The organism is Actinoplanes sp. NPDC051405 (genome assembly GCF_055586185.1).
Map to the genome: position 1 here is coordinate 62,017 of NZ_JBVJIR010000013.1, position 21,690 is coordinate 83,706.

General features: G+C 70.5%; 18 protein-coding genes. 6 read left to right on the plus strand and 12 right to left on the minus strand.

The features are described from left to right. Positions 1 to 140: 140 nt before the first annotated feature. From ACZ6S4_RS26435 to ACZ6S4_RS26455, 5 genes are read right to left on the minus strand one after another with little or no spacing between them, the layout of a single operon-like run. Positions 141 to 698, minus strand: coding sequence for a hypothetical protein (locus ACZ6S4_RS26435; RefSeq protein ID WP_465477488.1), 558 nt, complete (start codon positions 696 to 698; stop codon positions 141 to 143). After that, positions 695 to 1,909 (minus strand): molybdopterin-dependent oxidoreductase, encoded by a 1,215-nt coding sequence (locus tag ACZ6S4_RS26440; RefSeq protein WP_465477489.1) that lies wholly within the window; start codon positions 1,907 to 1,909, stop codon positions 695 to 697. Before ACZ6S4_RS26440 ends, ACZ6S4_RS26435 begins: the two co-directional genes overlap by 4 nt. Beyond that, a complete protein-coding gene (locus ACZ6S4_RS26445) occupies positions 1,906 to 2,574 on the minus strand; it encodes a methyltransferase domain-containing protein (RefSeq protein WP_465477490.1) in 669 nt (222 codons plus the stop codon). Before ACZ6S4_RS26445 ends, ACZ6S4_RS26440 begins: the two co-directional genes overlap by 4 nt. Continuing rightward, the gene (locus ACZ6S4_RS26450; protein WP_465477491.1) at positions 2,571 to 3,185 is read right to left on the minus strand and encodes a TIGR04282 family arsenosugar biosynthesis glycosyltransferase; all 615 of its coding nucleotides are present in this window, start codon (positions 3,183 to 3,185) and stop codon (positions 2,571 to 2,573) included. Before ACZ6S4_RS26450 ends, ACZ6S4_RS26445 begins: the two co-directional genes overlap by 4 nt. Beyond that, a complete protein-coding gene (locus tag ACZ6S4_RS26455) occupies positions 3,182 to 3,841 on the minus strand; it encodes a glycosyltransferase family 2 protein (protein ID WP_465477492.1) in 660 nt (219 codons plus the stop codon). Before ACZ6S4_RS26455 ends, ACZ6S4_RS26450 begins: the two co-directional genes overlap by 4 nt. Positions 3,842 to 3,973: 132 nt before the next feature. Between ACZ6S4_RS26455 and ACZ6S4_RS26460 the strand changes: the two genes are divergently transcribed. Then, complete coding sequence (locus ACZ6S4_RS26460) at positions 3,974 to 5,020, plus strand: NAD-dependent epimerase/dehydratase family protein (protein WP_465477493.1); 1,047 nt, start codon at positions 3,974 to 3,976, stop codon at positions 5,018 to 5,020. A gap of 77 nt (positions 5,021 to 5,097) precedes the next feature. Further along, positions 5,098 to 6,378, plus strand: coding sequence for a hypothetical protein (locus ACZ6S4_RS26465; RefSeq protein WP_465477688.1), 1,281 nt, complete (start codon positions 5,098 to 5,100; stop codon positions 6,376 to 6,378). A gap of 88 nt (positions 6,379 to 6,466) precedes the next feature. Here the strand turns inward: ACZ6S4_RS26465 and ACZ6S4_RS26470 are convergent, their stop codons facing one another. From ACZ6S4_RS26470 to ACZ6S4_RS26485, 4 genes are all read right to left on the minus strand, one after another. Further along, positions 6,467 to 8,155: an alpha/beta hydrolase gene (locus tag ACZ6S4_RS26470; RefSeq protein ID WP_465477494.1), complete on the minus strand. Its 1,689-nt coding sequence runs from the start codon at positions 8,153 to 8,155 to the stop codon at positions 6,467 to 6,469. 571 nt (positions 8,156 to 8,726) lie between these two features. Beyond that, positions 8,727 to 9,473 carry an alanyl-tRNA editing protein gene (locus ACZ6S4_RS26475; RefSeq protein WP_465477495.1) on the minus strand — a complete coding sequence of 249 codons (747 nt, stop codon included), beginning with the start codon at positions 9,471 to 9,473 and terminating at the stop codon, positions 8,727 to 8,729. Positions 9,474 to 9,746: 273 nt separating this feature from the next. Further along, on the minus strand, positions 9,747 to 10,586 hold the full coding sequence (locus tag ACZ6S4_RS26480) for an ABC transporter permease (protein ID WP_465477496.1): 840 nt from the start codon (positions 10,584 to 10,586) through the stop codon (positions 9,747 to 9,749). After that, positions 10,583 to 11,497, minus strand: coding sequence for an ATP-binding cassette domain-containing protein (locus ACZ6S4_RS26485; RefSeq protein ID WP_465477497.1), 915 nt, complete (start codon positions 11,495 to 11,497; stop codon positions 10,583 to 10,585). The genes ACZ6S4_RS26480 and ACZ6S4_RS26485 overlap by 4 nt, the downstream gene beginning before the upstream one ends. A gap of 145 nt (positions 11,498 to 11,642) precedes the next feature. Between ACZ6S4_RS26485 and ACZ6S4_RS26490 the strand changes: the two genes are divergently transcribed. From ACZ6S4_RS26490 to ACZ6S4_RS26500, 3 genes are read left to right on the plus strand one after another with little or no spacing between them, the layout of a single operon-like run. Further along, complete coding sequence (locus ACZ6S4_RS26490; protein WP_465477498.1) at positions 11,643 to 12,902, plus strand: sensor histidine kinase; 1,260 nt, start codon at positions 11,643 to 11,645, stop codon at positions 12,900 to 12,902. Continuing rightward, complete coding sequence (locus ACZ6S4_RS26495) at positions 12,899 to 13,573, plus strand: response regulator (protein WP_433724411.1); 675 nt, start codon at positions 12,899 to 12,901, stop codon at positions 13,571 to 13,573. The genes ACZ6S4_RS26490 and ACZ6S4_RS26495 overlap by 4 nt, the downstream gene beginning before the upstream one ends. Beyond that, on the plus strand, positions 13,570 to 14,559 hold the full coding sequence (locus ACZ6S4_RS26500; protein ID WP_465477499.1) for a DMT family protein: 990 nt from the start codon (positions 13,570 to 13,572) through the stop codon (positions 14,557 to 14,559). Before ACZ6S4_RS26495 ends, ACZ6S4_RS26500 begins: the two co-directional genes overlap by 4 nt. A 261-nt stretch (positions 14,560 to 14,820) precedes the next feature. Here the strand turns inward: ACZ6S4_RS26500 and ACZ6S4_RS26505 are convergent, their stop codons facing one another. Genes ACZ6S4_RS26505 through ACZ6S4_RS26515 form a run of 3 tightly spaced genes read right to left on the minus strand, consistent with a single transcriptional unit; the run spans position 14,821 to position 19,653 of the window. Then, the gene (locus ACZ6S4_RS26505; RefSeq protein WP_465477500.1) at positions 14,821 to 15,858 is read right to left on the minus strand and encodes a WD40/YVTN/BNR-like repeat-containing protein; all 1,038 of its coding nucleotides are present in this window, start codon (positions 15,856 to 15,858) and stop codon (positions 14,821 to 14,823) included. Then, a complete protein-coding gene (gene ileS, locus ACZ6S4_RS26510) occupies positions 15,858 to 18,977 on the minus strand; it encodes an isoleucine--tRNA ligase (RefSeq protein WP_465477501.1) in 3,120 nt (1,039 codons plus the stop codon). Before ileS ends, ACZ6S4_RS26505 begins: the two co-directional genes overlap by 1 nt. Before the next feature lie 55 nt (positions 18,978 to 19,032). Then, positions 19,033 to 19,653 (minus strand): L-threonylcarbamoyladenylate synthase, encoded by a 621-nt coding sequence (locus tag ACZ6S4_RS26515; RefSeq protein WP_465477502.1) that lies wholly within the window; start codon positions 19,651 to 19,653, stop codon positions 19,033 to 19,035. A 114-nt stretch (positions 19,654 to 19,767) separates the two neighbouring features. On the opposite strand from ACZ6S4_RS26515, the gene ACZ6S4_RS26520 reads away from it, so the two are divergent. Continuing rightward, positions 19,768 to 21,690, plus strand: coding sequence for a zinc metalloprotease (locus ACZ6S4_RS26520; protein ID WP_465477503.1), 1,923 nt, complete (start codon positions 19,768 to 19,770; stop codon positions 21,688 to 21,690).

Consider the following 21,690-nt stretch of genomic DNA (forward strand, 5'->3'; position numbering starts at 1 on the left):
TCTTACGGTGTTGCCGCGGGGTACCTGTTCTCGGCGGACCCGGCCAGGTTGAGCTGGTTGGGAGTGGGAGCCGGCGGTGATGCCGCGTCGTGGCCGCGGCCGGGCGGACGTGAGGCGCGGTTGCTCGCGGTGGGAGTCAGTCACTGCTGTCCTTCGGACGGCTGAGGTGGTGCCGGTTGCGGACCTTCGGCAGGCTCGGATGATGGCGTGCGCATGCTTGTGGTGGGGGCTCCCGGGCCGTCAGCCAGTTGGTGCGATGGCGCACGCGGGGCTTGAACCGGTGTCGGACGGTCGCCCTTCGCTGCACCGGCACGGTGGCGCACCAGTCCGGCCGACACAAGCGCGGCAGCCCAGGTCACGGCGAGGATCAGGAGCAGGCCGCGACCGTAGGCGAGTGGTAGGACCGACGGGTTGTCGGCGGATCGGCCGTAGCCGAGCACGAGTGGCAGTGCCACCACACCAACGGCGATGCTGATGATCGCCGCTGCCCGGATGCCGGGCAGGAACCGGTGAGGAGCGAAGCGCCCGATGATTGCCCCTCCCGCGATCGTTGCTGGCAGAAGCACCGCATCGTGCGCCACGAGAACCGCGGCCAGAAAGAGCAGGACGCCGCCGGGCTTGAGGTCCGGGTCGGTGGCCGCGCCCAGCACCCCGTACCCCATCACGATCGCGCCCGCCGCGATCAGGGCGCCCCTCACGACGCCTCCTGAACGATGATCCGGGCGAGCCACTTGGTCTGCAGCACGCCGGGCCGGTTCGGTGCGATGAGCCTCGCCGGATAGCCGTGGTCCAGATCCAGCGGTGCGCCGTTGAGCCGAAGCGCGATCAACGTCCAGGGGTCCCGCACGTGCGGAGACGCCACGGTCGACGTTCGGTATCGCCCGCCCTGCTCCAGTGATTCCATCTCGGCGGACGCCGTTTCCGGGTCACCGCCGGCAAGGACGATCAGGTCCCGGAGCCGTACTCCCGTCCAGGTGCCGGTCGCGCTCCAGCCCTCGACGCATGCGATGGGTAGCACGACGGTGTGCTGTTCCAGCGCGGCCAGGCCGTCCAACGAGAGGGTGACTTCGCCGGTCGGACCGGCGATCGTCAGGCGATAGGCCGGGTCGAGCGCTCGATCACGCACGCCGGCGCCGGCTGCCGTCTTGTTGACCGGAAGGTGCTGCGGCCCGAAAGTGGACCGTCGCGGCGCGAGCACGGAGACCGGCTCCAGCGGGGTGATGGTCTGTCCCGCCGTAGCGAGAGTGATCACACCGGCTGCGGCTCCGACGGTGCCGAGCAGTCCGCGCCTGCTGAGCCCTCGACCGGGTTCCTCTGGAGCGGGCCGGGCGAACGCCTCGCGGACCACCGGAAGCTTGACGCCGATGTGCACCAGTAGCGCGCCGACGGTCAGCCATGCCACCCAGTAGTGGCCGGTCGTGAAGTAGAACGGCAGGGGGCCGTACCAGCGGGCGATGTTGAGAACGCCACTGATCAGCTGGAAGAGGGCCGACGCGACCAGCACCGCGATGCTTGTGCGCTCGATGGCGTGCATGATGCTTCGCGCCGGTGGCCATTCGAAAAGCCGTGGATAGACCGACCAGAGCTTCGCGCCGAGCAGGGGTATCGAGGCCAGGCCTGTGATGACGTGCAGCCCCTGGGTGAATCTGTAGAGGCCGGCGGGGCGCGACGGCCACCAGAACCAGGACGGTGGGTGCTGGATGAAGTGGCTGGTCAGCCCGGTCAGGAAGCAGATGGTGAAGGCGACCGCGAGGGCAGTCCCGAGCTGACTCGTCAGTCGTGTTGACCTCAGCGTCGAGGGGAACGCACCCTCCCTCAACGGCCCGCGGCGCAACGCCTCAGGAGGTTGCGGGAGCGGCTGTCGGAGCAGATTGGGCAGCCGGATGCGTCGGGCCGGCGAAGTGGTCATGCCGGGGTGAGGGTCGCGAACCATCGCCCTGCCTCCTTCCAGGTCCCGGTCACCCGCAGAGCCGACAGATCAGCAAGATCAGCCAGGTCCTCCGGCGCCACCTCAGCCCACCGGAACGTCGCGGCGGCCGGGTCACCCGCCGCGCGGATGCTCGCCGCGCCGGCCCAGCTGCGGGTGCCCGCGGCGGAGAGTTCGGCGTGCAGGCGTCCGTCGGAGCCGAGCAGTTCGCGGCAGCGACGCAACAAAGTCACCGGATCACCCCCGATGCCGATGTTTCCGTCGGCCAGCAGCAGATGCCGCCAGCGGCCGTGCCCCGGCAACTGCCCGAAGACGTCACGCCGCAGCACAGTCGCTCCCCGCGCCCGAGCGATGCGAACAGCGGTGGCGCTGATGTCGACACCGAGAGCGGGACAACCCCAGCGGTTCAGGGCATTGATGAGCCGACCGGGACCACACCCGACGTCGAGGGTCGGGCCGGAACAGCGCCTGAGCAGCCCGGCATCACCCGGGATCCGGGCCCGGCACCAGGACGCGGCATCGATGACCCGCTCGGAGCCGTGCGGGCTCCGCAGGACGAGCTCGGCGTTCTCGCCCGCCTCGGCCCGGCGCAATGCTTCCTCATAGACATCGAGGATCTCGAGGCTGCTGATCGTCGTGGTGGTCATACCGGCACTCCCGCATCGAGAGCGGTCACGAGACGCCTGAACTGGCTCTCGGCCGGGCACAGGTCGGCGACCCCACGAGCATCCGCGACTGTGTCGACGTCGCGCAGAACCGGCAGCGAGCTCACCCGCAGACCTGAGTCCTGCAGCGCCCGGAGGGTGCGTGCGCCCGTGTCCGACAGGGAGGTGGGAATCGCCCGGAGTATTTCGGCATGGGCGGGATCGTGCAGTCCGAGAGCCCACCAGCCGCCGTCCTCGGCCAGTCCCAGAACGGCGTCCGCATCGGCGAGCCGGGCCGCGGCCTGGGCCAGAAGGGCGCGCGTCACTTGCGGGGTGTCCATGCCGATCAGCACTGCGGGACCCGCTCCGGCGTCCGCGAAGGCGTTGGCCAGCCGTGACGGAAGCTGGTCGCCGCGCTGGGCGATCCTGGCCCAGCCGGGCGGCGCGGGCCGGTCGCCGTCCACCACCAGCACACCCGCGCCCACGGTTTCGAGGGTGTCGTTCAGCGCGGCTGCTGCCACCATGGCGGCCTGCTCGAGTGTCCAGGGTGGGCAGAGCCGGGTCTTCACCCGACCGGGGACGGGTGTCTTGGCCAGCACGAGGATCCGGGTCATCGGGCCAGCACCGCACTCATGTCGCGGATCGCCCGAGCGGTGCCCCGCACCGTCCCGGTGACCTTGGAACGGGTGCCGGCGGTGCGCGGGTGATAGGCGACGTCGATCTCGGTGACCCGCCAACCAGCCTTGCCGGCCGCGATCAACAGCTCGAGCGGGTAGCCGAAACGGCGGTCACGCAGCCCGAGCGCCAGCAGGTCGGACTTGCGCGCGGCACGGATCGGCCCGATGTCGTGTACGGGCAGCCCGGTGGTGCGGCGCAGACGCTGTGACAGCACCGCGTTGCCGAGCCGGGCGTGCGCCGGCCACGCGTTCCGGGTGGTCGGCCGCCGTCGCCCGACGACCAGCTCCGCCGCACCCGCGCGCACGGGATCGGCCAGCCGGGGAAGGACGGCGGGATCGAACGAGCCGTCGGCATCCAGCACGCAGACGACACCGTCATCCGGATCCGCTGCCAGGAGCCCGGCGTGCACGGCGGCGCCGTAACCCGGCTCGGGGACCGGCACCACCTCGGCACCGTGGGCGCGTGCGACGTCCGCCGACCCGTCCGTCGAGCCGTTGTCGGCGACGATCGCCCGGTAGCCCGAGGGCAGTCGGCTGAGCAGCCACGGCAGGGCGGGGGCCTCGTTCAGGCAGGGCAGCACCACATCGGTCATGTCCGCAAGCTATCGAGGGAAGAGCTGCGGAAACCCTTACAAGATAATGACGTCGGGGACAGTTCTTACGAACCGCTGACGCCTCCCGCCGAACCATCCCGCATCCCGCCGCCGAGGCCTAACGTGGCCGCCGTGACCCATGTGCTTGTGACCGGCGGCGCCGGCTTCATCGGAACCCACGTGACCGCTGCGCTGCTCACGGCAGGGCATTCCGTGGCGATCCTCGACAACGGCCACCCGGCGGCGCACCGGCAGCCCCTACCGGAGACCGTTGCGGGCGCCACGGTCCAGATCGCCGATCTTCGTGACCGCGATGCCGTCGCTGCCGCGCTTCGGGGCGTCGACGTTGTCGTGCATCAAGCAGCCATGGTCGGCATGGGCGTGGATCTCGCCGACCTCCCGGACTACGTCGGCAGCAACGACCTGGCCACCGCCGTGCTGCTCGCCGAGATGGCCCGCACCAAGGTGCGTCGCCTCGTGCTGGCCAGCTCCATGGTCGTCTACGGCGAGGGCTCGTACGCGTGCCCGGACCACGGCCCCCAGCGCCCACCGTCCCGAACCGCCGCGGATCTCGAAGCCGGCCAGTTCGAACCGCCGTGCCCCGTGTGCCGGGCTCCGCTGGTCTCGATCACCACCAGCGAGGACGCCAGGCTCGAGCCACGCAGTGTGTACGCGGCAACCAAACTCGCCCAGGAGCACCTGTCGGCAGCATGGGCACGGCAGAGCGGTGGTTCAGTGGTCGCCTTGCGCTACCACAACGTCTACGGGCCGGGGATGCCCCCCGACACTCCCTACAGCGGAGTCGCAGCGATCTTCCGCTCTGCCCTGGAGGCGGGCCGCGCACCGCGAGTCTTCGAGGACGGCCGCCAACGCCGTGACTTCGTGCACGTGACCGATGTGGCCCGGGCCAATGTGGCGGCTCTCGAAGCGACCGGGACGTCCGCCTTCTCGGCCTACAACATCGCATCCGGCCGCCCGGCGACGGTCGGTGACATGGCGCAGGCACTGTCCGACGTGATGGCCGGTACCGCGCCGGTGGTGACCGGGGAGTTCCGCCTCGGCGATGTTCGCCACGTGGTCGCCTCCCCGGAACGGGCGGCCGAGGAGCTCGGCTTCTCGGCGGAGATCGACCTCTCTACCGGGATGGCTGACTTCGCCGCCGCGGAGCTGCGGGCGTGACCACCCTGCAGCGGATCCGGTCGTCGCGGACCCGGGGGCGCCTGTCCAGCTCGTCACGGGCGGACATTGTGGCGGCTCTGGTGGCCCTGGCGCTGGTCGGTGTCGGAGCTCTGGTGGGAGGCCTGCTCTATCTGGCCGGTCATCCGGTGCAGGCCAGTTCAGCGCCCTTCTACGCACACTGGGTGCCGCACATCGGCCCGGGAACGCCGTTGGCCTTGCTGATCGCGGGCCTTGTCGTCTGGCATGGGCAGGCGTTGGCCTCGCGCCTGTCGTGGCGGTCTCTGCTTGTTGCGGGCTACGGCACAGCGGTCGTCTGGACGCTGAGCCTGGGCCTCGTCGACGGCTGGCAGCGAGGACTCGCGGGTCGCCTCACCACACAGCCGGAGTATCTGCACGAGGTGCCCGGTGTCACCGACGTGCCGGCGATGCTGCGAGGGTTCGCCGCTCGGATTCTCGACTTCCAGCCGGATTCCTGGACCACCCATGTCTCGGGGCACCCGCCGGGAGCTCTTCTCGTCTTCGTCGGCCTGGACCGCGTCGGTCTCGATGGCGGGGGATGGGCAGCCATGGTCTGCGTCCTGGGCGGTGCGGCGGCAGCGGTGGCAGTGCCTGAGACAGTTCGGCTGCTGGGCGCGGGGAGAGCTTCGGATACCGCGGAAGCTGCCCGGGCCGCTGTGCCGTTCGCCGTGCTGTTTCCGGGAGCGGTGTGGGTGGGCACGTCCGCCGACGGCCTGTTCGCCGGGCTGGCCGCGGTGGGAGTGATGCTGTTGGCGCGAGGGCTGACCCGGCGCGCGCCGGTGGCGGCCTTCTTCGGTGGCGTTCTGCTCGCCTTCGCGCTCTATCTCTCGTACGGGCTCACATTGCTCGCGCCGATCGTGCTGGCTGTGGTTTTCCTTGCCCGGCGTTGGCGGCCGCTCGTCTTCGCGGCGCTGGGCGGTGGCGTGGCCGTCGCCGCCTTCACCGCATCCGGCTTCTGGTGGTGGGACGGCTACCAGCTCGTGGTGGAGCGGTACTACCAAGGTGTGGCGAGCCAGCGCTCGTACGGCTACTGGGTCTGGGCGAATCTCGCAGCGGTGGCGGCGTCTGCCGGGCTGGCGGCGGCACCCATCCTGCGGCGAGCTGTCCTGGCGCGACCGGTCACCGCGGAGCGGCTGCTTCCGATCGCTGCCCTGGTGGCCATTCTGATCGCTGACGTCTCGGGGCTCAGCAAGGCCGAGGTGGAACGGATCTGGCTGCCCTTCGCGGTCTGGTTCGCCGCGGGCGCTGTGCTGCTACCTCTGCGAAGTCGCCGGGCCTGGCTCATCCTGCAGGCCGCGATGGCGCTGCTGGTCAACCATCTGCTTCTGACGAGCTGGTAGGGGATTCGTGATGGTGGCCGCAGTGCGGCGCTGCCGGCCGACTGGCAGCTCCGAAGAGCCGACAGCCGGTGGCAGCGCCGCTGCGGTACTACCTGGTGCCGTTGAGCACCGAAGCCGGGATCAGGTCGGCGACCGGGGGAAGCTGCTTCGACTGGTCCGCGCGCATCGTCGACATCTCCTCCGGCTTGTCCGGGCTCACCAGTGGCTCGGTGAACGGCTGGATGTCACCCTGGCACACCTTGCCCTTGGCGGGCAGCGTGGCCTTGAGCAGGTAGTTGTCGATCGCGGTCGTCGCGCACGCCGAGGTGCCGTACGCGGTGTGGCCCCAGTTCGTGCTGGACAGCAGGCGGCTGTTCGGCAGGAGCTTGGCGGAGGAGACGGCCTCCTGGTAGTTCGTGGCCGGGTCCCAGTAGTTGCCGACTACGAGGACCGGCGCAGCGGAGCGACGGTTGAAGGGACCGGTGTAGGCGTCCTCGTCGCGGACGGTCCAGGAGTTGCGGGCACACTGCACGCTGCCCCAGGCCCAGGCGCGGCCGAAGTACGGAGCGCGCTTGTCGGCCTTGGCCGTCGCCGCCGGCCACGAGTTCGCGTCCTTCGGGTGCAGACCGTCGGTGCACATCACACCGCTGAAGGCTTCGAAGTCGTTGTAGTACGGGAAGTCGCGACCCGGCTTGCGGTTGCGGGCGTCCTTGATCCGCTCGATGACCGCCTTCTTCGCGACCACCTTGTCGGCACTGGTCGCGGCGGGCGCGGCCAGCAGCGTCCACAGCTGGGACGAGAGGTCGGCCACGACGTCGCCCGCGTAGGTGTCGTAGAGCGAGCCGAGAATGCCGCCGACGAAGTCGGCATAGGTGATCGTGTAGGTGCCGAACTCGTCGGTGATGACGAGCGGCTTCGCCCGCAGCTTCTGCGCGATCGTCTCGAAGTTCTTGACCGGGTCACCGGCCGCGAAGCTGCAGTACTTCTCGCCGGCCTTGTCGCAGCGCTTGAGAATCTCGCGCAACGCCTTGTACGCGCCGTCGGCCGAGTGCATGCGCTCGTCCTGGATCTGGTTCTTCGTCTTGCTGGTGCCCGTCCACGAAACCGGGTCGATGACACCGTCGACGACCAGCGCACGGAAGCGGTCCGGGAACATGTTGGCGTAGTACTGGCCGATCGCGGTGCCGTAGCTGAAGCCCAGGTAGGTCAGCTTCTTGTCACCCACGGCGCGGCGCAGCACGTCCATGTCCCGGACGACCTCGGCGGTCGACATGGCACCGGCGATCTTCTTGCCGGTCGTCGAGCAGGCCTTGGCCACGGCCTTGGCGGACTTGATGTACGCCTTCTCCTCGGCCTTGCCGTACGGGAAAGAGACGTTCAGGCCGGCGTACGCCTGGGTCTGGTCCTTGGTGGACTTGAAGCACTTGACGTTCTCGCTGTTGGCGATGCCGCGCGGGTCGACGCCGACGATGTCGAAGCGGTCGAGCACCGAGTCGCTCAGGAACAGCGGCGCGTTGAGCGCGATGGACGTGCCCGAGCCGCCGGGGCCACCGGGGTTCAGGAACAGGCTGCCGATCTTGCGCTTCTGGTCGCGGGCCTTGACGCGCAGAACCGCGACTTCGGTCGTCGCACCCTTGGGCTTGTCGTAGTCGAGCGGCAGGCGCACGGTGGCGCATTCCGCCGTGTCATAACACTTGTACCAGCCCAGCTTGGGCGTCTTGACGCTGTCGACTCGCTTACGTTCCTTGGCGCTCGTCGTCGCGGCCTTCTTGGCGGCCAGCGACGGGACGGCGGACACGGGGGCGACGGTGCGAGGCGTGGCGGCCACTGCGGGCACCACGGCACTGGCTGCGAGGACAACGCCGGCGATTCCGGCGATCGCCAAACGACTGGCGGAAGAGGGCATACGAACTGCCTTTCGGACGGTGACCGCAGCGAGGGTGCTGCGGTCGGGTGGATCGTAGGAACTCGATGCCACCTTTTCGCCCGTCCGACTGCCGCTCGTGCGGCCGGCAATCTCCGGTTCATATTCGGCCGCTGTCTATCCAGGCTCGACAATGGCGTTTCCGGCTGTCGCGTCGTTCATAGTTCAGAGAAATTCTGCGTCCTCAATCAGATAACTTGGGCTCCTGGGCGGGTCGGCATGCGTCGGCCCGCCGGGTTACCGGTGGACCGGCGGGCGGTGGCCGCCCCGGCGATCTGCCGGGCCGCGTTGGGGGCTGTCGGGTCGCTGATCGCCGCGGCGACCAACTCCGCCCTGCGGCATGCGGTGACTTCGTTTTCCGGGATCCCTCCGTCGCGGTCGGCGCCTCGGCCGCCCCGCGGTTCCGCCGGCTATGTGAGGCGGCGGTGGGAGGTGAAAGCCAGAATCACCTGACCAGCTTGATGCGGACGCGACGGTTCTGGCGGCCCTTGCTCTCGACCTTCACCACCTGAACGCGACCCACCTGCGCTGTTGACGCCACGTGCGTACCGCCGTCGGCCTGGACGTCCAGGCCGACGATGTCCACCACCCGGATCTCCGGGTTCTCCAACGGTGGCAACGCATCCTGCGTGCGGACGAGGTCCGGGATCGCCAGGGCCTCCTCCCGCGGCAGCACCCGCGCGACGATCTTGCGGTCGGCGGCGATCTCCGCGTTCACGGCGTCTTCCAGGGCCTGCTTGAAGCCCGGCGGCACCTCGGGCAGGTTGAAGTCCATGCGGGCCTCGCCCGGCTGCATGTTCCCGCCGGTGACCAGCGCACCGAAGTCGCGGAACACGGTGCCGCACAGGATGTGCAAGCCGGAGTGGGTGCGCATCAGCGTGGTACGCCGGTCGTCGTCGACTGCGCCGCGCACGGTCGCGCCGGCGGGTGGGATCGGGTCGCCCGGGGCGGGGATCAGGTAGTGCTCGTCGCCCTTGCGGGTGTCGACGATCCGGGTCTGTACGCCCTGCCAGATGAGGACGCCGTGGTCCGGGGGCTGGCCGCCGCCGCCCGGGTAGAACGCGGACCGGTCGAGCACGATCCCGGCGTCCGGATCGGCCGGGTCGGACCAGACGACGGTGCAGTCCCATTCACGGATGGTCGGATCAACCCAGTCGAGGCGGTGGGTGTGTCCGTGCTGCTCGAAAACCATCGCCCGAGCGTAAACCCACGGCCGGGCACCGCACCCGGCGCCGAGCTGGACATCCGCCGACCCCGGCCCAGGCGGGCCGGGCATCCGGGCCACCGCTGACCCGGCCGCCGGCGGGCGGCGCACCCGGGCTGCGGCTAAACCGGCGGCCGGCGGGCGGCGCATCCGGGCTGCGGGCTGACCCGGCTGCCGGCGGGCGGCGCATCCGAACCGCCGCCGACCGCCGACGCGAATCCCGGAGCTTGACCAGCACGCGACGCGAAGCCGAAAGCCTCATCACGCATCGGCGCGCTTCAACCGCCAAGCCCCACCCACAACCACAGCCCCGACGTAAGCCACGAACACCCCGAGCCCCACCCAAGGCGACAGCGCATCCGCCCCCTGACTGACCGACGTGAACGCGCTACCCGCATCCGACGGCAGATACTGCACGACGTTGTCCCGCCAGGACTCCGGCAACAGCAGCTGCGCAACCCCGCTGAGCAGGAACATCGCCCCGAACAGGGTGCTGATGGCCGCCGGCGTGGACCGCAGCAGCGCACCCAGCGCCAGGCCCAGCACCCCCGACCCGGCCAGGATCACCGCAGAACCCACCACCGCCCGCACCACACCCGCGTCGGACCAGGACGCCGCGCCGTCGCCGATCAGGGCCTGCCCGCCGGTGAAGGCGACTGCCGACGCCGCCAGGCCGATCACCAAGACCACGACTGCGAAAACCGCGATCTTGGCCCAGAGGACCGGCAACCTTTTCGGTACGGCGGTGAGCGACGACCGGATCATCCCGGTGCTGTACTCGCTCGCCATGAACAGCACGCCCAGGGTTCCGAACGCCAGCTGGGCGAACGTGATGCCGGCCAGGCTCGCGTCGACCGGGCCGAGCTCTCCCGGTTCCGGGCCCGGCCCGGTCGCCGCTCCGGAGTTCAGCATCGACGAGGCGAGCAGGCCGATGCCGATCAGCAGCGCGACCGCGGTGGCCAGCGTGATCAGCGTCGAGCGCAGCGACCAGAACTTGATCCATTCCGAGCGGATCACCCGGCCCTGCGTCACTTTGAGGTTGGACACCGCCGCCGGGGCGACGATCGGGGCCGTTTCGGGGGACAGGGTCGCGGTGCTCATGCTGCTGCTCCTACGGTCTGGTATTCCACGGCGTCCCTCGTCAGCTCCATGAACGCCTCTTCCAGCGACGGCCGCTGCACGGTCAGTTCGTGCAGGGCGATGCCGGCATTCGCCGCGCGTTCGCCGATCTTGGCGGCGGACAGGCCGGTCACCTCGAAGGCGCCGCGCTCCACGCTGAGCACCGTGACGCCCGGTCCGGCCAGCAGGTCGTGCAGTTCCACCGCGCGCGGCGAGCGGACCAGGACCGAGTCGTGCGCGGCCTGCTCGATGAACTCCGCCACCGAGACGTCCGCGATCAGCTTGCCGCGACCTACGACCACCAGGTGCTCGGCGGTCAGCGCCATCTCGCTCATCAGGTGCGAGGAGACAAAAACCGTACGGCCCTGCGCGGCCAGGCCCCGCATCAGGTGCCGGATCCAGAGGATGCCCTCGGGGTCGAGACCGTTCACCGGCTCGTCCAGGATCAGCACCTCCGGGTCGGCCAACAGCGCCGACGCGATGCCGAGCCGCTGACCCATGCCGAGCGAGAAGGCGCCGGCCCGCTTGCGGGCCACCTCGTGCAGACCGACGATGTCGATCACTTCGTCGACCCGGGTGCGCGGCACCCCGGTGGTCGCGGCCATGGCCAGCAGATGGTGGTACGCCGACCGCCCGGTGTGCACGGCCTTGGCGTCCAGCAGCGCGCCGACCCGCTTCAGCGGCGCGGTGTGCTCCGCGTACGGGCGGCCGTTGATCGTGGCCGTGCCCGACGTCGGCCGGTCCAGTCCCAGGATCATCCGCATCGTGGTGGATTTTCCGGCGCCGTTGGGGCCCAGGAAGCCGGTGACGATGCCCGGATTGACGGTGAAGGTGAGGTTGTCGACGGCGGTCTTGGCGCCGTACCGCTTGGTGAGTTCGTGGACCTCGATCATGTGAGCCAGCCTGGTTCAGCGAACCGGTGATCGGCGTCGTCCGGCGGCGGGCAGCTCGGACTACTACCAGCGTGGTATCCGAGGTCACCTTGTTACCGCGCCGGGACGACGCTTCGCAGGCAGGTCCACGCGTAACGTGATCGTCATGGAGTTGGGCGAGGTGCGTGAGACACGGGCGTGGCAGGCCGTACGCCGGCACCCGCAGCTCTGCGACGCAGCCCTGGCCCTCGCCGTGGTGGTGCCGGTGATCCTGGCCGTGCGCCGCGGCGGGCACGGCGAGGAGCCCCGCATGCTGGGCACCGCCGACATGATCGCCGCAACCATCGGCTTCGTGGCGATCACCTTCCGCCGCCGGTACACCGTGGCCGGTCTGATCCTCACCACGTTCGCCACGATCCTGTTCACCATCGAGCAGGGTGACCGGCAGCCGATGCTGATGATCGCCCTGGTCCTGCTCTTCTTCACGCACGCCGCGTGGGCCGACCGGCGCACCGCGTGGCTCACCGCCGTGTGCCTCGGGGCGGTCGTCTGCCTGAGCGGAGTGATCTGGGCCGGCGGCAGCTGGTACGCCCCGGAAAATCTCGGCGCGCTGGCCTGGATCGGCATGGCCACCGCGGTCGGCGACGCGACCGGCAGCCGGCGGGCGTACGTGGCCGAGGTCGAGGAACGCGCCCGGCGGGCCGAGCAGAGCCGCGACGAGGAGGCCCGGCGGCAGGTCGTCGAGGAACGCGTACGGATCGCCCGTGAGCTGCACGACGTCGTGGCCCACCACATCGCGGTCATCAAGGTGCAGGCCACCGGGGCCAAGCACATCCTGCACCTGCGTCCGGAGCAGGTCGCCCCGGCGCTGGACCACATCAGCCGCTCCTCGGACGCGGTGCTGAAGGAGATCGCCTCGGTGGTCGGCCTGCTGCGCAGCTCCGACGACCTGGACGGGGGCGAGGCGCCGGCCACCGAACCGACCCGTGGTCTGGCCCGGCTGTCCGGCCTGCTCGACGACCTGGCCGCAGCCGGCCTGCGGGTCGACCACCGCCGCCTCGGCGAGGCCCGGGAGCTGCCCGCGCTGGTCGATCTCGCGGCGTACCGGATCGCCCAGGAAGCATTGACCAACGCCCAGAAGTACGGCGACGGCACCGCCCGGCTCACCGTGGCCTACACCGCCGACGGGGTGACGCTGGACATCACCAACCAGGTCCGGCCGGACGTCCCGCGGTCCGGCTCGGGCTACGGCATCATCGGCATGCGGGAGCGCGCCGCCTCGACCGGGGGAGCGCTGACCGTGGGTCCGGACGCCAACGGCCGTTTCACGGTCCACGCCGATCTCCCCAGCGCTGACCTCCCGCCCCGCGACCACGCAGAGCGGCTGAACGCGAGGGCTGTCGACGGCGAGCAGGTGCTGTCATGACGATCCGGGTTCTGCTGGTCGACGACCAGCCGCTGATCCGGGCCGGGTTCCGGATGTTCGTCGAGCCTGACCCCGAGGTCGAGGTCGTCGGTGAGGCCGGCACCGGTCGTGAGGCTGTTGAGCTCGCTCGTTCCGCCCGCGCCGACGTCGTGCTCATGGACATCCGGATGCCGGACATGGACGGCATCGAGGCCACCCGCCGGATCGCCGCCGCCGAGGACCTGGCCGGCGTACGGGTGCTCGTCCTGACGACTTTCGAGAACGACGACAACGTCGTGCTCGCCCTCCGGGCCGGGGCCAGCGGCTTCCTCGGCAAGCATGTCGATCCCGCCGATCTGCTGCACGCCATCCGGGTCGTCGCCGCCGGTGAGGCGTTGCTGTCGCCCGCCGCCACGCGTGGGCTGGTCAGCCGCTTCCTGAGCCAGCCGGTGCCGAGTGCGCTGCCGGCCGCCCTGGAGCTGGGCGGGCTCACCGACCGGGAACGGGAGGTGCTGGCGCTGGTGGCGTACGGGCTGTCGAACGACGAGATCGCCGAGCGGCTGTACCTGTCGCCGCTGACCGTGAAGACGCACATCAACCGGGCCATGGGCAAGCTCGGTGTCCGGGACCGGGCGCAACTGGTCGTCATCGCGTACCAGAGTGGTCTGGTCCGTCCGGGTGACCAGCCGTGAGCGCGCTCGTTCTCGCGGTCCTGCTCTGCGTCGCGTCAGCGGCGGGTTATGCGGCCGCGGCCGTGCTGCAGGCGCGGCTGGCGCAGCAACCGCTCGGCGTGCTGCTCGGGATGCCGTTGTGGTGGGCGGCGATCGCTCTCAACGGGGTCGGCGCGGCTCTGCACGTGGTTGCGCTGCGCTACGGCCCGTTGTCGCTGGTCCAGCCGTTCGGGGTGCTGACTCTGGTGCTGGCGGTGCCGCTCGCGGCGATGCTGGCCCGGCGGGCGGTCACCCGGATCGAGGGCCGGGGCATCGGGCTGACGGTGGCCGGACTGATCGGCATCCTGCTGCTGGCCGGTACGACCAGCGGCATCGCGGTGCTGACCACATCCCAGCTCGTCGGCTTGTTGCTGGTCACGGCGGCGCTGCTGACCGCGCTGGGCGGGTGGGGCGCGGTGCCCGGCGCTTCGGGCCTGTGGACGGCGGCTGCGGCCGGGGTGTCGTTCGGCGTCTCGTCGGCCCTGACCCAGACCGTCGCGGTGCACGTCACGGACGACGGGTTCGGTGCGCTGCTCAACCCGACGGTCGCCGTCGCGGCGCTTGCGATCGCTGTGCTGTCGACGGCTGGGACGTTGTTCACGCAGCGTTCCTATCGTGACGGGCTGGGCGCGCCGCTGGCGGTGAGCACGCTCACCAATCCGGTCGCGGCGGCGACCATCGGTCTGGTGCTGCTGGGGGAGCAGATCACCGGTGGGCTGCTCGGGGCGGCGGTCGCCCTGGTCAGCGCGGTGGTCGCGGCGGCCGGCGTGACCCTGCTGACCCGCGCCCAGGTGCACGAAGTCGGGACCCGTCCGACGGCGGCCCGCGCGACGGTGCGGGCACTGCCCCGGATGGTGGCGGTTGCGGCAAGCAGCGCCACGGCCCAGCCGATGCCGCCGATGAGTGCGGCCGGCAGCAGGGCCGCCCGGGTGCCCACTGCGCCGAGCAGAATGCCGCCGCACGTCTGAGCAGGCCGAGCCGCGCCCGCGCCGGGTGTCCTCGGTGCTGGAGGCGGTCGCCGAGGGGATCTGTCCCAGCAGAGTTCCGGACCACCATCGCCTCCGCGGTCGAGGAGCAGACTGTGACCACCAACGAGATGAGCAACGTCATCGAGGCCAACCGGGCCGCCGGTCAGCTGGCGGAGATGTCCGACGACCTGCGAGTGATCGTCAACCGTTTCCGGCTGGAGCCAGCCCGCTGACCGGGCGCGGCCGGTCCAAGGGTACGTGTCACACCCCGTGAGCCAGCCAGACCCGATCGCCGGCGACCAGCAGGACGTCGCCGTCGTGGCCGGCCACGGCGGACAGCGGGCTCGCGCCCCGCGGTGTCGTGACGGTCACCCAGGACCGGCCGCCGTCGACGGAGCGCCACAGTCCGCCGGCGACCGCGTACAACCGTCCGGCTGACACGGTCAGTGACCGTACGCCGGCGGCGTCGGGCTTGCCGAAGCGGCCGACCGCCGTCCAGTCCGGGCCCTGCCACGCGCCGAAGGTGTCACCACGCGGTCCGACCGCGATCAGCTGGTCACCCAGCCGGACCACGCGTTGCAGCTCGTCGTAGCCGTCCTCGTCCGGTACATCCGCGCGCTGCCACGAGCTGCCGTCGACCGAGCTCCACGCGGCGGGTGCGTTGCCGGAGCTACCGACGAGCAGAAACCGTCCATCAAGGACAGCGCCGTCCCGCGCGAAGGCCCGGGCCAGGCCGGGAGCGTTCTCGAAGAGGCGGAAGCGCGTGCCGTCCGGGGAGAGCCAGGCCGCCGCGCCGCTGGTCCGGTTGCCGGCGATCAGGAAGCCCGCCCGGCCGCCCGTGATCCGGCCGACGTCGACCGCCGTGTCACCGCCGTACGTCTCGAAGGGTGCCGCCGCCTCGGCGAGTGAGCCGTCCGGGCGCTGATACCAGGTGCTGGTCCGCGGATTGCCGTGCGCGCCGCCGCTGCGCGAGCCGACCGCCGCGATCCGGCCGTTCGCGCAGCCCACGGCGTACAGGACGCTGCGCGGGCCGTAGTAGCTGCCGGGCAGCGGGGTCAGCGTGAGGCTGCGCCAGCTCCGGCCGTCCGTGCTGTCCCAGGCGGCCGGGCTGGTCTCGCCGTCGGCCCCGGCGCGGCCGCCGACGACGTACCAGTGCTCGCCGCACGCGATCGCGTCCCGCAGCAGCCGCGTGCCGGGGCCGGGCAGCGACAGCTCCGTCCAGGCGTTGGTGGGCGCCGACGCGCAGGCGCCGACCAACGCGAGGGCGGCGAGCGCGCGCAGCAACCTGGCCGCCGGCATCAGGCCTTCCGGAGCCAGAAGGTGAGACCCATCGCCTCCTCGCGGAACGGGACGGCCTCGGCCCAGGACGCCTCACCGGGGGCGTAGTCCGTGGCCAGCACCTCGTCGGAGACCAGCTGCGCGTGCTCTTCCAGCGCGGCCGCTGTGTCGTCATCGGTGGCCGCGTAGCGCAGCGCGATCCGGTCGGAGACCTCCAGGCCGCTGGTCTTGCGAGCCTCCTGGATCAGCCGGATCGCGTCGCGGGCCAGGCCGGCCCGGCGCAGCTCCGGCGTCAGGTGCAGATCCAGGGCGAGGGTCGCGCCGCCCTCCGCGGCGACCGCCCAGCCCTCCCGAGGCGTCTCGGTGATGATCACCTCGTCGGGGCTGAGCGTGACAGTCTCGTCGCCGACGATGACTGCGGCGGTGCCGGTCGAGCGCAGGGACTCCTTCAGCGCTGTCGCGTCGGCGGCGGCCACGGCGGCCGCCACCTGCTGCACTCCCTTGCCGAAGCGCTTGCCCAGCGGCCGGAAGTTGGCCTTCGCCGTGGTGTCCACCAGCGAGTCGCCGGCCGCGCCGACCGCCAGCACGACGCCGACGTTCAGCTCGGCCGCGATCTCGGCGAGCAGCTCGGGGGAGAGACCGGCGAACCCCTGCGCCGACGCCAGCGCCCGCGACAGCGGCTGCCGGGTCTTCATGCCCGAGTCGGCCCGCGCCGCGCGGCCCAGCTCGACCAGCCGGCGGGCCAGCGCCATCTGCTCGATCAGTGCCGGGTCGATCAAGGACTCGTCGGCGACCGGGTACGCGGCCAGGTGCACCGAAGGCGCGGCGGTCGGCGTGACCGGCACGACCATGTCCTGCCAGATCCGCTCGGTGATGAACGGCGTGATCGGCGCCATGAGCAGCGTCACGGTCGCCAGCGCCTCGTGCAGCGTGGCCAGCGCGGCCGGGTCACCGCGCCAGAAGCGGCGGCGGCTGCGGCGCACGTACCAGTTGGACAGGTCGTCGATGAACGCGGCGAGCAGCTTGCCGGCCTCGTGGGTGTCGAAGGCGGCCAGCGCCGCGTCCACGTCCCGGGCCAGCGTGTGCAGCTCGGACAGGACCCAGCGGTCCAGCACCGGGCGGTCGGCCGGCGCCGGGTCCGACTCCGACGGCGTCCAGCCGGCGGTACGCCCGTACAGCGCCTGGAAAGCGGCCGTGTTCCAGTACGTCAGCAGGGTCTTGCGGACCACCTCCTGCAGGGTGGTGTGCCCGACCCGGCGCGAGGACCACGGCGAGCCGACCGCGGCCATGAACCACCGCACGGCGTCGGCACCGTGCCGTTCCAGCAGCGGCAACGGCTCGAGGATGTTGCCCAGGTGCTTGGACATCTTGCGGCCGTCCTCGGCCACGATGTGCCCCAGGCAGACCACGTTCTCGTACGCGGACCGGTCGAACACCAGCGTGCCGATCGCCATCAGGGTGTAGAACCAGCCGCGGGTCTGGTCGATCGCCTCGGAGATGAACTGCGCCGGATAGCTGCGCTCGAACAGCTCCTTGTTGCGGTACGGGTAGCCGAACTGGGCGAACGGCATCGCGCCGGAGTCGTACCAGGCGTCGATGACATCCGGCACCCGGGTGGCGGTGGCGCCGCACTCGCAGGCGAAGGTCACCGCGTCGATGAACGGCCGGTGCGGTTCCAGCGCGGACAGGTCCTCGCCGGTGCGCTCGCTCAGCTCCTGCAGGGAACCGATGCAGGTCAGGTGGCCTTCCGGGCAGCGCCAGATGGGCAGCGGGGTGCCCCAGTAGCGCTGCCGGGAGAGCGCCCAGTCGACGTTGTTGGTCAGCCAGTCGCCGTACCGGCCGTGCTTGATCGTCGCGGGCTGCCAGTTGGTGCGCTCGTTCTCGCGCAGCAGCTGATCGCGGACGGCGGTGGTGCGCACGTACCAGGACGGCTGCGCGTAGTAGATCAGTGGCGTGTGGCAACGCCAGCAGTGCGGGTAGCTGTGCTCGTACGGGGTCTCGCGGAACAGCAGGCCGCGGCTCTGCAGGTCGGTCACCAGCGTCGCGTCCGCGGTCTTGAAGAACACGCCACCGACCAGCGGCACCTCCGGCGCGAACGTGCCGTCGGGCCGTACCGGATTGACCATCGGCAGCCCGTAGGCCCGGCAGCTGGCCAGGTCGTCCGCGCCGAAGGCGGGCGACTGGTGCACCAGGCCGGTGCCGCTGTCGGTGGTCACGTACGACGCCAGGATCACGATGTGCGCGTCCGGCACCTCGACCAGGTCGAACGGCGGCCGGTAGGTCCAGCGTTCGAGCTCCTTGCCGCCGAGGGTGGCCACCACCGTCCAGGCCGCGCCGAGCACCTCGGCGAGCAGGTCCGAAGCGACGACGAGCTGCTCATTGCCGTCGGTCGCCACCACATAGGTGACGTCCGGGTTGACCGCGACGGCGGTGTTGGAGACCAGCGTCCAGGGCGTCGTGGTCCAGACCAGCAGCGAGGCCTGCCCCGCGAACGGGCCCGAGGTCAGCGGGAAACGCACGTAGACCGACGGGTCGACGTCCTGCTCGTAGCCCTGGGCCAGCTCGTGGTCGGACAGGGCGGTCTGGTCCCGCGGGCACCAGGGCGCCACCCGGAAGTCCTCGACCAGCAGGCCCTTGTCGAAGATCCGCTGCAGCGACCACCAGACCGACTCGATGTAGCCCGGATCCATGGTCCGGTACGCGTCGTCCATGTCGACCCAGTAGCCCATCCGCCGGGTGAGCTCGGCGAACGCGTCCGTGTGCCGGGTCACCGAGGCGCGGCAGCGGGCGTTGAACTCGGCGATGCCGTACGCCTCGATGTCCTGCTTGCCGGTGAAGCCGAGCTCCTTCTCCACCGCGAGCTCGACCGGCAGGCCGTGGCAGTCCCAGCCGGCCTTGCGGGCGACGTGGAAGCCCTTCATCGTCTTGTACCGCGGGAAGACGTCCTTGAAGACCCGGCTCTCGATGTGGTGCGTGCCGGGCATGCCGTTCGCGGTGGGCGGGCCCTCGTAGAAAATCCACTCACGCCGGCCCGCGGACTGCTCGAGGCTGCGGTGGAACACACTCTCGGCCTGCCAGAAATGCAGCACGTCGTGGTCCAGCGCACCCAGATCGACCTGGGCCGGCACGGGCAGATACATCGTCAGTTCCTCCGTCGGAGCGTGGTACCTACCAGCCTATGGGCGGCCGCCACCGTTATTCGAAGCGCGTCGGGTCGCCCGCGCCGACCCGCAGGATCTCCGGCTCGCCGCCGGACAGGTCGATGACGGTGGTCGGGACCGTGCCGCACTCACCGGAGTCGATCACCGCGTCCACCACGTGGTCGAGCCGTTCCTTGATCTCCCAGCCCTGGGTGAGCGGCTCCTCGTCGCCCGGCAGCAGCAGGGTGCTGGAGAGCAGCGGCTCGCCCAGCTCGGCGAGGATCGCGCTGGTCACCGTGTTCTCCGGGATGCGTACCCCGACGGTCTTCTTCTTGGGGTGCATCAGCCGCCGCGGGACCTCCCGGGTGGCCGGCAGGATGAAGGTGTAGCTGCCGGGGGTGGCGGCCTTGACCGCCCGGAAGACCGCGTTGTTGATGTGCACGAACTGGCCGAGCTGGGCGAAGTCGCGGCAGACCAGGGTGAAGTGGTGGTCGCTGCCCAGATGGCGGATGTCGCGGATCCGGTCGAGGCCCTTGGCGTTGCCGATCCGGCAGCCCAGGGCGTAACAGGAGTCGGTCGGATAAGCGATCAGCCCGTCGTCCTGCAGGATGCGGACCACCTGGGAGATGGACCGGGCCTGCGGATTGTCCGGATGTACGTCGAAATACTTCGCCACCGGAAGAGCTTAGAACCTGGGCCCGGTGAAACCCGGTAACCGTGGCACCAACGTATCCATGCCTTTACCTGCGTAAATCTTTACCCGGTGTCCGCGGAGTGGCAGCGTGACCACATGAGACGGAGAGCCGCGCTCGTCGTTGCGCTTATTACGGCGATGGTGGGTGCGTCCGCGGGAGCAGCGGGCGCCGCACCGAAATCCTCGTACGCCTACCTGCACCCCGGAGGCCAGCCCCGGCTGACCGAGAAGGTGCCGGTCAACGTGGTCTTCCTCGGCTACGAGCCGGATCAGGTCGGCCGGGCCGCCTACCTGTCCGGCCTGCCGAAGAAGTACGAACCCCTCGTCCGCTACCGGCTGGTCTACGGCCAGACCGAGAAGCTGGGCATCACCTACACCTACGACTACAAGGTCAGCTACGGCAGCCGGTCGTACGAGGACAAGTTCTTCAAGCAGCTGGGCAAGCTGGCCAAGCCCGCGCCGCTGACGGAGTACCAGACGGCCTACAACGAGCAGGCGAACAACGTCAAGGACATCACGGCCAACCACGCCATCGACGCGCCCAGCGTGGAGAAGTGGCTCGCGTACCACCCGCCCGCCGGGGTCGACACCCGGCGCAACACGATCTTCTTCATCAACTGGTACGGGCGCTCCGATTTCAAGTTCCACGTCTACACCAAGACCGGCGAACCGGATCCCGACACCGGCTACGACTTCGGCCAGGAGCGGGACAGCCGCAAGGTCATCGCCTGGGGCGGCACCACCGCCGACGACGAGGAGACCGGTCTGGGCAGCACCCGGCGGGTCTGGTTCCACGACCTGTCCGCCGGTCCCGAGTCCTGGACCAGCAACTACGACGTCGACAACCCGGACCTCGACGGTGACGGCGAGGTCGACTACCGGATGCCCCCGACCTGGGAGTACACCGCGGGCGGCTTCCGAGCGCCCGGGGCCCTGGCCGGTGACCTCTCACTGATCACCCGCTACGTCGCGATCAACCTGCTGATGACGTCGTCTCCGCTCTACCCGGTCGAGCTGCCCACGCCGGCACCGCCCAAGTCGCTCAACATCGACAGCAACACCTACGAGGGCTGGCCCGGCGTCGACGCGTCCGAGCGGTACATCACCCCCGAGCTGCTGGTCGACGAGCTCGCCGAGCTGCGCTGGCGCAACCGGCTGGACTTCGACAACCAGGACCTGCCGTACGACGCCAAGGCCGAGGAGTGCTACCTCGGGGTGCTCACCGACACCAGCTGCTACCCCGACTCGGGTTACCCGGCGTTCGCCAACCTGTACCTCTACAACTGGGCGAACCTGGAACGCACCAAGGACGACGCCGGCCGGGTCGACTACGAGATCCCGCTGTTCAACTACGCCGTCGGTGAGGGCGTGGACGTGCCGGCGCTGGGCTTCGCCGACGACAACTACGTCGACGGCACCCAGACCGGGGTCTTCAGCTTCATCTCGCCGGAGGTCGTCGCCTCCGGGTACGGCCTGACCACCACCCAGATCCACGAGGTCGGCCACCACCTGGGCATGAGCCACCCGCACGACGGCTACGACAGCGAGACCGGGGTGGACTACGAGCCGGCGGGCCGCTTCCTGTTCGCCAACGCCGGCGACGAGAGCAACTCGATGATGAGCTACATCGACGTCAACTGGGACTTCAGCCAGTTCGACCGGGACAACAGCGACCGGTTCCTGACGGCGGCGTACCACGAGGCCGCCAACCGGCTGGCCGCCGACGTGCTGGCCTCGCCGCGGGCGTCGCGGGCGAAGGTGCAGCTGCGCGCGGCCGACGTGCTGCTGGGCCTGTCGACCAAGGCGTTCGCGCGGCACGACTACCGGGCCGCGTACGCGTTCGCCGAGGGCGCCTACAACCAGGTCGTCGCCGCCGCGAAGCGGGCCGGGGTCGACCCGGCCGGTGCGGCCAAGGCGCTGGCGGCCGAGGCCGACGCCGCCCGCCGGACCGTCGAGGTGCACAGCCCGCACGAGTTCATCGACACGCTGGCGCCGGACAGCCCGCGCAGTCAGCCGTAG

Coding starts and splice junctions, on each gene's coding strand:
- ACZ6S4_RS26440 (WP_465477489.1), bottom strand. CDS start 1,909: ATGACCACTTCGCCGGCCCGACGCATCCGGCTGCCCAATCTGCTCCGA.
- ACZ6S4_RS26445 (WP_465477490.1), bottom strand. CDS start 2,574: ATGACCACCACGACGATCAGCAGCCTCGAGATCCTCGATGTCTATGAG.
- ACZ6S4_RS26450 (WP_465477491.1), bottom strand. CDS start 3,185: ATGACCCGGATCCTCGTGCTGGCCAAGACACCCGTCCCCGGTCGGGTG.
- ACZ6S4_RS26455 (WP_465477492.1), bottom strand. CDS start 3,841: ATGACCGATGTGGTGCTGCCCTGCCTGAACGAGGCCCCCGCCCTGCCG.
- ACZ6S4_RS26475 (WP_465477495.1), bottom strand. CDS start 9,473: ATGGTTTTCGAGCAGCACGGACACACCCACCGCCTCGACTGGGTTGAT.
- ACZ6S4_RS26480 (WP_465477496.1), bottom strand. CDS start 10,586: ATGAGCACCGCGACCCTGTCCCCCGAAACGGCCCCGATCGTCGCCCCG.
- ACZ6S4_RS26485 (WP_465477497.1), bottom strand. CDS start 11,497: ATGATCGAGGTCCACGAACTCACCAAGCGGTACGGCGCCAAGACCGCC.
- ACZ6S4_RS26490 (WP_465477498.1), top strand. CDS start 11,643: ATGGAGTTGGGCGAGGTGCGTGAGACACGGGCGTGGCAGGCCGTACGC.
- ACZ6S4_RS26495 (WP_433724411.1), top strand. CDS start 12,899: ATGACGATCCGGGTTCTGCTGGTCGACGACCAGCCGCTGATCCGGGCC.
- ACZ6S4_RS26505 (WP_465477500.1), bottom strand. CDS start 15,858: ATGCCGGCGGCCAGGTTGCTGCGCGCGCTCGCCGCCCTCGCGTTGGTC.
- ileS (WP_465477501.1), bottom strand. CDS start 18,977: ATGTATCTGCCCGTGCCGGCCCAGGTCGATCTGGGTGCGCTGGACCAC.
- ACZ6S4_RS26520 (WP_465477503.1), top strand. CDS start 19,768: ATGAGACGGAGAGCCGCGCTCGTCGTTGCGCTTATTACGGCGATGGTG.